General features: G+C 48.2%; 11 protein-coding genes. 7 read left to right on the forward strand and 4 right to left on the reverse strand.

All coding sequences use genetic code 11. From position 1 onward, the window contains the following. Nucleotides 1-123: 123 nt before the first annotated feature. Together AC58UW_RS15525 and AC58UW_RS15530 are read right to left on the reverse strand one after the other, a co-directional pair. Nucleotides 124-1,806: a hypothetical protein gene (locus AC58UW_RS15525; protein ID WP_497421551.1), complete on the reverse strand. Its 1,683-nt coding sequence runs from the start codon at nucleotides 1,804-1,806 to the stop codon at nucleotides 124-126. 140 nt (nucleotides 1,807-1,946) lie between these two features. Next, complete coding sequence (locus tag AC58UW_RS15530) at nucleotides 1,947-2,561, reverse strand: nitroreductase family protein (RefSeq protein ID WP_497421552.1); 615 nt, start codon at nucleotides 2,559-2,561, stop codon at nucleotides 1,947-1,949. Between the two features lie 233 nt (nucleotides 2,562-2,794). Between AC58UW_RS15530 and ligD the strand changes: the two genes are divergently transcribed. Then, a complete protein-coding gene (gene ligD / locus AC58UW_RS15535) occupies nucleotides 2,795-3,679 on the forward strand; it encodes a non-homologous end-joining DNA ligase (protein ID WP_497421553.1) in 885 nt (294 codons plus the stop codon). Between the two features lie 22 nt (nucleotides 3,680-3,701). On the opposite strand, the gene cls is transcribed toward ligD, so the two are convergent. Beyond that, nucleotides 3,702-5,132, reverse strand: a complete 1,431-nt coding sequence (cls, locus tag AC58UW_RS15540) for a cardiolipin synthase (protein ID WP_497421554.1) — start codon at nucleotides 5,130-5,132, stop codon at nucleotides 3,702-3,704. A gap of 204 nt (nucleotides 5,133-5,336) precedes the next feature. Here cls and AC58UW_RS15545 point away from each other — a divergent pair, with 204 nt between their 5' ends. From AC58UW_RS15545 to AC58UW_RS15560, 4 genes are read left to right on the forward strand one after another with little or no spacing between them, the layout of a single operon-like run. Then, nucleotides 5,337-7,016, forward strand: a complete 1,680-nt coding sequence (locus AC58UW_RS15545; RefSeq protein ID WP_497421555.1) for a spore germination protein — start codon at nucleotides 5,337-5,339, stop codon at nucleotides 7,014-7,016. Continuing rightward, complete coding sequence (locus AC58UW_RS15550; RefSeq protein ID WP_497421556.1) at nucleotides 7,003-8,172, forward strand: Ger(x)C family spore germination protein; 1,170 nt, start codon at nucleotides 7,003-7,005, stop codon at nucleotides 8,170-8,172. Before AC58UW_RS15545 ends, AC58UW_RS15550 begins: the two co-directional genes overlap by 14 nt. 3 nt (nucleotides 8,173-8,175) lie before the next feature. After that, the gene (locus AC58UW_RS15555) at nucleotides 8,176-8,406 is read left to right on the forward strand and encodes a hypothetical protein (protein WP_497421557.1); all 231 of its coding nucleotides are present in this window, start codon (nucleotides 8,176-8,178) and stop codon (nucleotides 8,404-8,406) included. A 37-nt stretch (nucleotides 8,407-8,443) separates the two neighbouring features. Beyond that, nucleotides 8,444-9,823 (forward strand): GerAB/ArcD/ProY family transporter, encoded by a 1,380-nt coding sequence (locus tag AC58UW_RS15560; RefSeq protein WP_497421558.1) that lies wholly within the window; start codon nucleotides 8,444-8,446, stop codon nucleotides 9,821-9,823. 48 nt (nucleotides 9,824-9,871) lie between these two features. Here the strand turns inward: AC58UW_RS15560 and AC58UW_RS15565 are convergent, their stop codons facing one another. Further along, complete coding sequence (locus tag AC58UW_RS15565; RefSeq protein WP_497421559.1) at nucleotides 9,872-10,963, reverse strand: ParM/StbA family protein; 1,092 nt, start codon at nucleotides 10,961-10,963, stop codon at nucleotides 9,872-9,874. 144 nt (nucleotides 10,964-11,107) lie between these two features. Here AC58UW_RS15565 and AC58UW_RS15570 point away from each other — a divergent pair, with 144 nt between their 5' ends. Both AC58UW_RS15570 and AC58UW_RS15575 read left to right on the forward strand, forming a co-directional pair. Then, the gene (locus tag AC58UW_RS15570; protein WP_497421560.1) at nucleotides 11,108-12,193 is read left to right on the forward strand and encodes a M23 family metallopeptidase; all 1,086 of its coding nucleotides are present in this window, start codon (nucleotides 11,108-11,110) and stop codon (nucleotides 12,191-12,193) included. A 5-nt stretch (nucleotides 12,194-12,198) separates the two neighbouring features. After that, on the forward strand, nucleotides 12,199-12,651 hold the full coding sequence (locus tag AC58UW_RS15575; protein ID WP_497421561.1) for a bactofilin family protein: 453 nt from the start codon (nucleotides 12,199-12,201) through the stop codon (nucleotides 12,649-12,651). Nucleotides 12,652-12,708 lie beyond the last annotated feature (57 nt).

Consider the following 12,708-nt stretch of genomic DNA (forward strand, 5'->3'; position numbering starts at 1 on the left):
TCGAAATAAAGTTAATACTACTACCTTATCTCCCTCATGTTGTCTTGGCAATAGATTTATAGAAAAAGAAAACCCCGGCACTGCTGAGCCTGCCAGCATGCCGGAGCGGGATATCTTATCAGTTTATCTTGCTTCGGTTTTGGCCGGATCAAGCACGAACCAGACCTTGCCTACATTTTGTCCCGTCGTTTCACCAGGGAGATGATCCTTCACCCAGTAGTAAAGCGGCCAGCCTTTGTAGGTGCTTTGCTTTTTCCCGTCAGCTCGTGTAAGAACACCGAAGTCACTTGCCGCAAGATCCGAGGAGACCGTCAGGTTCTCGTCGTAGAAGATTGGCCAATTTACCAAACAAGGACCTACACAGGAGTTAGGGTCTGCTTTATCTTTGGTAAACAAGTACAGGGCCATCCCGTTTTGATCAACTAAATAGGTGCCTAGCGCATCGGATTTGCTTGTTTTTACAGAGGCATTCACAGCTTTGGTCCCGCTGAATTTCACAGGATCAATCACGTACCAGACATGACCAACGTCCTGTCCGGTTGTGTCGCCCATTTTCTTGTCATCGACCCAGTAGTAAAGCGGGAATCCTTTGTAAGTCGTTTGCAGGCTGCCGTCCGCGCGAACCAATGTGCCGAAATCGGCTGAATTCACTCCAGTAGGAGCAGAAATTGCATTTGAGTAGAAAACAGGCCATTTCTCCAAGCACTTGCCTGAGCAATTGCTTACGCCTTTCGTGTCTTTATCATAGTAATACAACGCCATGCCGCGAGCATCGGTCAAATAATTGCCAAGATCGGGCTTCGTGCCGATCGCGATTCCACCATTCGAAGGCTTAATGACGAACCAAACCTTGCCTACATTATCGCCAACCGTGTCTCCCGGTTTCTGATCCTTCGCGAAGTAATACAGCGGCCAACCTTTGTAAGTGAGTTGATCTTTGCCGTCAGCACGTGTGAAAACCGCAAAGTCCGCCGCGCTGAACTCAGCTGGAACCGTAAAGTTGTTGGCATTGTATATTGGCCAACTAGCCAAACAAGCACCCACGCAAGAATTAACATCTGCTACATCCTTGGTGAAGTAGTATAAAGTCATCCCTTTGGCATCTGTTAAAAAGCTCCCTAAAGCATCGCTCATCTTCAAGCTAAGTGCCGGAGTATCGAGTATGGTAAGCTTACTCGCACTAATTTTACCCTTGTCGCTTAAGTCTACCGCCAGCGTTTTGGTCGATCCTTTGATTGGCGCTTTTAACGCCTCAAGAGTAGCGGTCGCGATATGTAGGTTCTTGAATGACTTCACGCTGGCAATCTTGGACAAGCCATTTTTGGCTGCAAAAGTAATGACATCATCGTATTGGAAATCAGTGCCTTGCCCGTAGCCAAGGGATTCTAACAAAACTTTGTAATACTGCTGCGCTGTGATACTAGCCATAGGCTCGAAATTATCGCTGCCTGTTCCCTGCCAGCCTAGAGCAGGATGCGCTTTCAAATAGCCAAGTATCGCTTGATTCTCCTTGGAAACACCGCTAGCATCCTTGAAGTTCGCAGTCCCGCTATACGTCAGCGCCTCGGATTCCAAGCCTTTCAACCTCAAAGACATAACCGCCGCTTGCAGTCTTGTCGTCGATTTATTCAAGTATTCCGCGGTCAAGCCGCTGCCGTCTCCTTGCAGAATGCCCAAATCTCCCGCAATATCCGTTTCGGATTTCACGTTCAGCGGTTCCGCCGCCGCGGCCGATAAAGCCGTAGCGCCTGCTGCTAAACCTAATAACACGAGGGAAGATACGATTACTTTTTTCACATTAACCATGCGCGATGACTCCTCCTTATTTTTGCTACTTAAGGTAACGAAGCGTAGACAAGGGCGGTTTGCTTATTTTCAAAAAAAATTAAAAAACCCCCTTCACTGTCTTCTGACAATGAAAGGGGCCAGCACGCAACCATTTATGATTAGATAAATCTTACGCGATCTTCAAGAGGTTGAAACTCTTTGTCACCAGGAACAAAAGTTGGTTTGCCGAAAGGCATTTGTGCAATCAGCTTCCACTCGCTTGGAAGATTCCATGTTTGAGCAACTTCATCGTTAATGAGCGGGTTGTAGTGCTGTAAGGATGCTCCAAGACCTTCTTGCTCAAGCGCTGTCCAGATCACGAGCTGCAGCATACCTGAAGATTGGTTGGACCAAATTGGGAAGTTGTCGGCATAAGCAGCGAACTGAGCTTGAAGACCTTCCACTACGGTTTGATCTTCGAAGAAAAGAACAGTGCCGGAACCATTGCTGAAGCCGTTAATTCTTTCTTCTGTTGGCGCAAAGCTGCCTGCAGGAACGATTTTTCTCAAAGTTTCTTTGGTAATGCTCCATAATTTATCGGACTGATCACCGAACAAGACAACAACTCTAGCACTTTGTGAGTTAAAAGCGGAAGGTGTATATTTCACAGCCTCGTTTACAATCTCTTGGATGCGCTCATTGGAAATGACAGTACCTTTGCTTAATCCATAATACGTACGTCTTTCTTTGACAGCCTTCAGAAAAGCATTGCTTTTTTCTACTGCGTTACTCATATAAAATCTCCTCCATCACATGTGGTTTTGTTTGGTATATAAATACTATTTAATAACAAAACAGCATCTTCTTCCACTTCATATGTTACTTACTATTTGTTACTTACTTTTATTATTATGATTGATTAGGCGTCTTTTGTCAACCACTTCGGAGATTGAATTTCCGTAAAAGTTTGAGAACTCGTCCTAGAGGGAATAATCAGAACTAAACAAAGTGCAGGAGGGATATTGCCATGGCGGTCACAACCAAAGGGACACTGCTTGTGGAAGGGCATGAGCTGACAATCACTAATCCTAATAAGCTTCTATGGCCTGAAGCAGGCATAACCAAAGGAGATTATCTCTCCAAATTATCCGAGCTGGCTCCTTATCTGCTGCGTTACTGCCGCAACCGGCACTTGACGACCATCCGTTTCCCTAACGGGTATGATCAAAAGTCCTTTTATCAAAAAAACGCCCCCGATCCGGTACCTAGCTTCGTGAAGCTGGCTCCGCTCGATGGCATTCAATACGTTAATTTGGACTCTTTATCTACACTTCTATGGCTGGGGAATCTGGCTTGCCTGGAGTTCCATCCCTCCTTTCACCACATTGGAGATACGCTGCCGGCAGAATGGCTGATTGATATCGACCCCACGCTCGAGGAAGAGCCGCGCATTATGGAAGCTGCTCATATTATCGGCGAAGTGCTGGACTCCCTGCATATTCAGTCCATTGCCAAAACATCCGGCGCCACAGGCGTTCAAATTTATATTCCAATTCAACCTGGCTACACGTTCGAGCAGCTGCGGAAAATCGGTTATTTCATCGCCTCTTACGTTGTCAAAATCTACCCGAATCTGTTTACGATCGAGCGCTTTAAGAAAAACCGCGGGGATAAAATCTATATCGACTACCTTCAGCATTGGTACGGGAAAACGCTATCTGCTCCCTATACCCCTCGCGCCAAAAAAGACGCGTCCGTCTCCACTCCCCTGTTATGGAAAGAGGTTGAACTGCGTCCTAGCCCTCGTGAATTCAATTTACATACGGTTCTCGACCGATTAAGGAAGTACGGCGACTTGATTGAAGGGGTTCCCCTCCAAAATCTTGACGCAATTTTAGCCCGACTGAGTTAGTAGTTCCAATTAGAACTACTTTTTAGAATAAAGGAGATAACAGTCGGGCAATCACTTCTTTCCCCTTCTCCATCCGCGACCTTTGCTCAAACTCGGATAATTTCAGTTCATCGCTTTCTTTTAAATCCATCCAAAAGTCTGCTTCTAGACGATCAATCACGTCCTGATTAAACATGACGGCATTCAATTCAAAATTGCTAAAGAAGCTGCGCATATCCACATTTGCGGTTCCTACTGTAGCCATCATTTGATCGACGATCATGACCTTGGCATGCATGAATCCTTTGCGATAGAGGTAGATCTGAACCCCAGCCTGCATAAGCTCCAGCAAGTAAGAGCGGGAGGCATATTGCACGATCCGGGAGTCTGCTTTGTACGGAAGGATAATGCGGACATCCACACCGCTGAGGACGGCCGTTTTGAGCGCCATCGTAATGCTCGCATCCGGAATAAAGTAGGGCGTCGTCATATATACCCGCTTCTTAGCGGCGACAATCCCCGCGAAAAACATCTCCTGAATCGCATCCCAGTAAGCATCTGGACCGCTTGAAATAACCTGAACCAAGGAAGTCTTCGATTCATGATGCTCTGGAAACAGCGAATCTTCAGCCAATCGCTCCCCGCTTACGAACAGCCAATCGGTCATGAAAGTAGTTTGCAAATAATACACCGAGTCGCCATGCAGCATAAGATGCGTATCCCGCCAGAAACCAAGCTTGGGGTCACCCCCCAGATATTCATCTCCGATGTTAATCCCGCCGACAAAACCGACCAATCCGTCGATGACGATGATTTTACGGTGATTACGGTAATTCATTCGTTTATCGAAAAAAGCAATCAGTGGTCTGAGAAAGGGATGGATCTCAATCCCCGCCTGTTTAAATCTGTTTATGTAAGCTGCCCGAAGCGAGTAGGAACCGATTCCGTCATAAATGACTCGGACCTTCACCCCCTGCATCGCTTTGCGAATGAGCGCCTCTTGAAATCTGATGCCTGTTTCATCATGCCGAATCGTATAAAATTCAAAATGAATATGCTTCTCGGCCTTCTCAATTGCCTTCAGCATCTCCTCATATGTGATATCTGCATTTCTCAGTACCTCCACCCGATTGTTCGGCGAAATAGCCGAGCCCGGAATGTTGTGAAGCAAGCCGGAGAGCCGCGAGTCCTCGAAGAGTTGGTAATGGGGCTCCTCTACGCCCTCCTTGTTATGGTTTCCCATGCCCACCCATTGGTGTCTGGTTTCAGAACTTCTACGTCGCCCTTTGCGTCGAACCGTTTTGCGCTGCGTGTATTCCTTCGCCAAGAAATAGTACATGATGAAGCCGATGATTGGGAAAACAAATAAAACGAACAGCCAAGCCACCGTCTTAGCGGGTCGTTTGTACTCACCGATCAGTATCGTAGCCGTCTGAAAAATGAAAAGAAGCAGTACACAAACAACCCAAATCACGAGCTTCACCCCCTCTTCCCAGCACGAAAAACATCCTTCCATTTCCTTGTCACGTTAGCTTTTGCCAAGGGCTTCCCCTCTATACTGATCTGCCTTCAAGTCATGGACCCAATAAAATTTTCCAACTTTCGTAATAAAATCCTTCATTTCGCAGAGAATAATAAACGCATTCCTACGATCATTCTGGCAGGAGGTGCCATTCGCATGGTCAAAACATCCAATCCATTGATGAAGAGTATCCTGCGCAAGCGCACATCAAACAAGCAGGAGGATTCCAGTGGCGAGCAAAAAGAACTACATGATTCGCTGGACTATCAATTCATCGAAGAGTTGAAGAAAACACCGCTCTCTCTATTATTGGATGATAATCATGCCTTCATCAAAGCCATTTTCCAGGACTGCTCCGATGTCGTAGTTCGCCAATTTGAAATTGAGCCGAACATTCCCGCACTTCTGTTATTCGTTGACGGGCTCACGAACACCCAACTGCTGAATGACACGATGAAATCGTTGATGCTGCTTGGCGGCGGCGAAACGTCCATCGAGCGCATTGCAGGCGTCATACTCCCCGTCTCCCAAACACAGATCTCGGATAATTACGGAGACTTGCTCGTTTCCGTGCTGGGCGGGGATGCCGCCCTGCTCGTCGAAGGAAACGCCAAGTCCATCCTGCTCGGCATCCGCGGAACAGAAAAGCGCTCCGTCGCAGAGCCGGAGACGGAGACTGTCGTGCGCGGACCGAAGGAGGGGTTCGTGGAGAGCATTCGCACGAACACCTCGATGATCCGCCGCAAGCTGAAGACGCCCAGGCTGAAGATGAAATCCATGTGCGTCGGCAAAGAGAGCAACACCAATCTCGTCATCTGTTACATGGATGACTTGGCGATGCCCTCGCTTGTCGAGGAGGTCGTCAAACGGCTCGAGCTCATCAAGATCGACGCCATTCTGGAGTCCGGCATGATTGAAGAACTGATACAAGACAATGCGTACTCCCCCTTTCCGCAGATGCAGTATACGGAGCGGCCCGACGTTGTGGCCGGGGCATTGCTGCAGGGACGGGTGACCATCCTCACGGACGGCACGCCGTTTGCGCTCATCGTTCCTTTCGTTTTCATCCAAACGATGCAAACAGCCGAGGACTACTATGAGCGGTTCCAAATTGGCTCTCTCCTAAGGATGCTTCGCTATGTTTTCGTTTTCTTATCGTTGACGACACCCGCTTTGTACGTCGCGATAACGACGTTCCATCAAGAACTACTACCAACGACATTAATGCTAAGCGTCGCTGCATCCAGAGAAGCCATTCCGTTTCCTGCTGTCGTTGAGGCTTTCATCATGGAGATCACGTTCGAAGCACTGCGCGAAGCTGGCATCCGCTTACCCAAAGCCGTGGGCTCCGCGGTTTCCATCTTAGGGGCGCTAGTCGTCGGACAGGCTGCTGTGCAAGCAGGGATCGTTTCGGCGCCAATGGTTATCGTCGTTTCCATTACCGGGATTGCTTCCTTTACAATCCCTCGTTTTAACGGGGCCATCGCCATTCGCATGCTGCGTTTCCCTATCCTTTTCGCGGGAGCGCTGTTCGGCTTCTATGGCATCTTCTTCTCGTTGATGATTTTGATTGGACATATGGCGAATCTACGCTCCTTCGGCGTGCCCTACTTATCACCGATTGGACCTCTATCCTCGGGCGATATCAAGGATGTATTCATTCGCGCCCCTTGGTGGCAGATGGAGAAACGTCCGGAATTCCTGCCCGTTCAAGATGCTCAGCGCATGGATGACAAGCTCAGTCAACAGATCAAGCAGGACGGAGGCCTAGACGGAAGCTCTATCCAGCATAAGCATCACTCCAGTGAGGAGGGCAATCAGAATGGTTCATCCTAGACGGCTATGTCAGCTCTTACCGCTCCCCCTCCTACTTGTCTGCCTGACAGGCTGCTGGGATCGAACTGAAACCAACGATATCGCGTTTGTTCTCACCTCCTCCCTCGATCTAGAGGATGACGGCAAATTTCGTGTCTCCTATATGCTGCCCCTCCCCGGATCCATGGGCGGAGCCAGCGGCGGAGGCGGGGGCACCGCTGGCGGCAAGAGCTACTACATCGACTCGGATGTCGGGACGACGATGCGCGAAGCGACTAGCCGGCTGCAGATGCGCATGTCCCGCCGATTGTTTCTCTCCCATCGGAGGACGATCGTTATTGGGGAGAAACTGGCTAAGAAGGGTATTGGCGTGATCTTCGACACCGTTCCACGCTCACCTGAGAGCCGGATGACATCCTTCTTGGTCATAACCAAAGGTAAGGGCTATGACCTGCTGAATGCCGAACCGAGATTCGAACGGTTCCCGGCTGAAGTCATTCGGGAGCTGACGAAGTCTAGGCAGTCCTTAGCTACTTCCACCAAGGACATTGGCATGACCCTAAGCTTCAACAGCGATCCGATTCTGACTTATTTGGAGCCAAGGGAATCGCAAGGTTCCAAGGAGCCTTCCCATGAAATCCAAATGATCGGGTATGGCCAATTCAAGGGCGACCGCCTGGTTGGCATTTACAAGAAACACGAGGCCGAAGGGCTCATGTGGCTTAGAAACCAAGTCAAAGAACATCTGCTTACCTTCCCAACAGAGGAAGGCGATGAAATTTCCATTACGGTGACGAAAGGTCAAACACAAATCAGACCAAAGCTTGAAGATGACAAGGTCGTCTTCGATATACTCATCGACGCAAACGGCTCTGTTCGAGAGGATCTATCGAATTTGGATCTGAACAAAGCCGCCGTGATGCGAAAGGTTGAAAAGCAATTAGCGGAGCAAGTCAGTAAATCTATCCAAGCGGCGATTAAGCAAATGAAAAAAGAAGGAACGGACTCTGCCCAGCTTGGTTTGATCGTTTGGCGAAGTCATCCGAATGCATGGAGCAAGGGCATAGAAGCGAACTGGGAGGCTTATTTCAAAGATGCGGAGTTCCGTATTCAGGTCAATGCCTCCATTGAAGAAACGGGCCTGATCAACAAAAATGTTATCAATGAGGGGTTGTAACGTATGAACGGCATATTCATGTTATGTTTTCTGGTTACAATGGCAGGTTCGCTGCTCATCGATCGCAGGATGCTGAGACAAGAGAAAGGCTCGATCAAGATCACCTATGGGTTTTTCACTTTTCTCACCTTAGGCCTCTTCTTCAGCAAGTACTTGCATTGGAAAATCCCCATGCCTTCGCGTTTCTTTATTCATACAGTTTCCCCTTGGTTTGCACGAATGTTGGGCATCTAAGGGCTAAGGAATTACAGGGAAAAGGGCGGAATTCACCATGGATAGAAAACAAGTGATCAATCAGCGACAACTCTCCTGGCTGGCTTCTTCTGTCATCACAAGCGGAGGGATTCTCACCTTGCAAAATGTGCTGATACGCGTTTCACAGATGGATGCCTGGTACAGTTACTTACCATCTGTTTTCTATGTTTTCGGGGTGGCGAGCTTTTTTGGCTACATCACCAAACTCTATCCGCAAAAGAATATTTTCGAAATTGCACAGGAAGTGCTGGGCCGTTTTGGCGGTACTGTCATTAATCTGATTATGCTGTTTCATTTCTGGCAAATTGTGATGCGCGATATTTCATCTGTCTCACGTTTTAGTACAACGCTCTTGCTTCACAACACACCGCTTGAAATATTAACTTTGCTGCCTTGCCTATTGCTGATTTATTTTGGCAAAAGCAGCGTGGAAGTCATTGCCCGGGTGAATGATTTGTTCTACCCGCTCTTTGTCATTACCATACTGAGCATGCCGCTCTTGCTGTCTAACGAGCTTTACTTCCGACTTGTTACACCCGCGATGACGATGCCTCTGGATCGTGTAGCCGCAAGCTCTTTGCTCACAATTGGCAGTGCAGGAGACATCTTCATTCTTGGCGCCTTTCTTCATATGATGAGCAACCCCAATCAAGTCAGGTCTTCCATCCGGCATGGATCACTGCTCGGCATTTTCCTGCTCACCATGGCGATTTTCTTAACCCTGGTCGTTCTTGGACCCAAGATGCCGGGAAATTTCTTGTATCCCGTGTACAATCTGGTCCAAACGATTCATGTCACCGACTTTCTCGATCGTGTTGATCTCATCATCTTGATGATCTGGTATCCCACAGTTGCTTGTAAAATGATTGCGATCTATATGGCGCTTCTCCTGGGTATCTCCGCCATCCTGGATAAGCGTAACTACCCGACGATCAACAAGCCGGTCGCACTGTTCATGGTGATGACAACGTTGTTGTCATTCAAAACTACAACGGATCTCTTAACGTTCTCTAACTACAGCGCTCCAGTCTTCGCTCTTGCCTACCAGCCTTTGGTGATGGCCATTCTCCTGATAGCCGCCGCCCGGAAGAAACGCATGCTGGGCAATCAAACGGATACGAGAGATAACTCGCCCGGCGCTCAGCCTTCTGGCGTGCAAGCGTCTCAGAAAATTGGCAAGCTCAGTCAACGGCTTTCGTACAAGCACTGGCTTTGGGGAGGCAATGCGTTAATCGTCCTTGCAGCCCTTTGTTTGATGGTAGGACTTATGTTCAGTAAATACCATGCCAGCATCGGGACCGCCTGCGCTATCATTTTCGCCATCTGCATGCTGTTGACCTCACTCACGACTTATATGGAGGTGAGCCAACTGAAACAATTGGAAGCCGGCAAATGACATCGGGCATAAAAAAAAAGCACCCGGTTTCACAGGTGCTTGCTCGGTTTAGACAGGAACTGCCTGGCTTAACCGACTTTTGGCCACCTTCAGGTAGCCGTACATATTGAGAAATTCGCTTTCATTTGCGAAACGTAACTTAAGTGAACCTGCCGCCTCTTGGATGTAGGGTCTAAGGGCAGATGCGCCGCCGCCAATGACATAGAAGCATTGAATGTCGGGGTACTTACGCCAGCGCTTTTTGATCATTTCGATCATGCGCAAAGCTGCGCGCCGGAAGTGCTGATCCACGATTGGCCGTATGTCCACTTGACCTTCGCCAAGCAATTGGATCGCGAAATCCCGTTGCTTAATACGCTGCACGAGCTTGGCACGGCTTGGAAACACATAACTGTAAGCATCTTCCACATCGCGAATGATCGCATCAAGATACGTAGCGATGCCAATTTGCTCGCCATGACTGAAATGATTATCAATCGCCATCCGTTTAATAACTGGGAAATCAGTCGTGAGCGCGCCAATTTCACAAACGCCGATACAACCGTTGTAAATTTCTTCGTCCTTTACTTGCAAACTATCATGGGTGGCCAGATGGAAAATAGCTGCGGCCCCTTCAATCGAAACAGCGACCTTGCGAATGGATACTTTAATTTTGCGGTTATGAAATTGCGGTGTGGACAGAAACGTCACTTCATGCTCGCCAAGCAATCTTTGTTCGAACTGTTGATTGTACTTCGCGAATGCGCGAACGGGCAAACCCGTTCCCAGCGTATACTCGACTTCATCCACTGAGCCGTAGACGCTGTTGAAGGCTTGAGCGGCGAGACCTTGGTAGGCCAGCGCAGTAAGCGCGACAATGAGGGATTGATCCGAAACCGCCTTATTATCGGTGTCTTCAAGCTCCAGGTTGTCTTCGTGCTCCAGCGCAAGCTGACCGACGAAATAACGCTGATTTCTCTGGGAAAGAGAGGGACTGTAAATCATGACATCGAGCGCTTTCCAAGGGGAATCCTCTTCCTGTAAAATATGCCTTTCGTAACCCGGCGCAATAATGTTCGGGATGACTAAAGGTTCCCTGGAACCATCGAGAACCAGCTTAATGCTGTCGTTACCAATATCAATACCTGCAAGCTTAATCATGCGTGCCTCCACTCCAAATCTGCTGTCTAACCTGTAATTATTAAGAAGATTCGATTATATCTGACACTATTCCTTCCTACTTTCGACTCATTTTGACTAGGACCAGTAGGTATAAGGAAGGTTTTTATCGGATCATGACGAATCATGTTGTTAGATAAAGTTTACCAAATTCAACCACGACAAGGAGACAAATTAGCCTTTATGAAGCTCAAATGGAAACCCAAAAAACTGACGCTGGTGATCATACCAGATGCCAATCAATCGGTCGTCAGGTTTCGAGTACCCCATTTATTCGCTTATATCGCAGGGGCCAGCTTTTCACTGCTGCTCCTAATAACCCTCATTACGTACGCCCTGCACGCGCAAACCACGAAAAAGGCCAATGCGCTGCAAGCTAAACTTAGCGGAGCGAGCCAGCAATGGAACGCCACCTTAACCTCGAAAGACAAAGCAATTGAACAGCTGCAAAATGAAGTTATTCAACTGTCTCAGCAAGCGGAGCAGATGAAATCGCAAGTCGAAGAAATGAAAAAATTCGAAAATGATCTCAAGTCCATTGCCGGACTCGATGCCAACGCAACCGGCAGAGCGGTTGCCAGTACAGCAGCCAATAGCGATAACAAACCTACGGAGGAACAGACTCCCCCTGTCGCCATCAGCGGAATTGGCGGAAGTCCTAATCCAGCTTCTCAGGAAGCGATTATGCAGCTTGGCGAGCAGACTTCTGCCTCTTTTACAGCGCTAAACAGCGAAGTGAAAGAACTGCAAACCAGTTTAACCGAAACGAAACAAAAGGTTGCCGATAAACAGCACCTGCTCGCCATAACGCCGACGCTGTACCCGACGAATATCAAGGTCGTCACGTCGACGTTTGGGTATAGAACCGACCCCTTTACGCATCGCCCGAGCTTTCACTCCGGCATTGATTTCGGGGCCAGGGAGAATGATGCCGTCTACGCCACCGCTGATGGAAAGGTCGTCAGTACCGGAAAGGATATTTATCACGGCAATAACATCGTCATCGAGCATTCCAAGGGCCTACGCACTTGGTACATGCATTTAAATAAAATTCTTGTCAATAATGGAGACAACGTAGTCAAGGGTAGTACCATAGGCCTAGTTGGCTCCACAGGACGCAGCACTGGCCCCCACCTTCATTATGAAGTACTCAAAAATGGGGAAAGCATTGATCCTAAACCATATCTCAAAGCGAATCGAAAGGATGACTAGACATCATGTTTAAATCCAAGAAAAACCTTATGAATCCAAATACGACAGATACGTTAATCGGAGAAGGGACTACCTTTGAAGGACGCATTAAATCTGAAGCTAGCATTCGCATTGAAGGCGGCATCACAGGGGATATCGAATGTGCCGGGGATGTTATCATCGGGGAGCGCGGCGTAGTGAAATCCAATGTTTCAGCCAGAGATGTGATTCTTGCAGGGAATGTGCATGGCAACATTATCACCAAAGGCAAACTGACCATAACGTCAACAGGCTCGCTGCAAGGCAATATTAGCGCTGCTTCCTTTATTATTGAAGAAGGTGGACAATTCCAAGGAAACAGCAAAATGGAGACAGTATCCGCTACGGCGAATCCTCAGCCAAAAAACGAGCTGGATAACAGTAATTCGCCTGCACCCGCTGCAGGCGGCGCTTACAAAGGAAATACCATCGCCATGTAAGGAAAAGCATCATCAAGGCTGCCCTAGGAGATGCGATAAGAGCATGGTATAATGGTT

It is taken from the genome of Paenibacillus sp. J22R160, assembly GCF_059692135.1.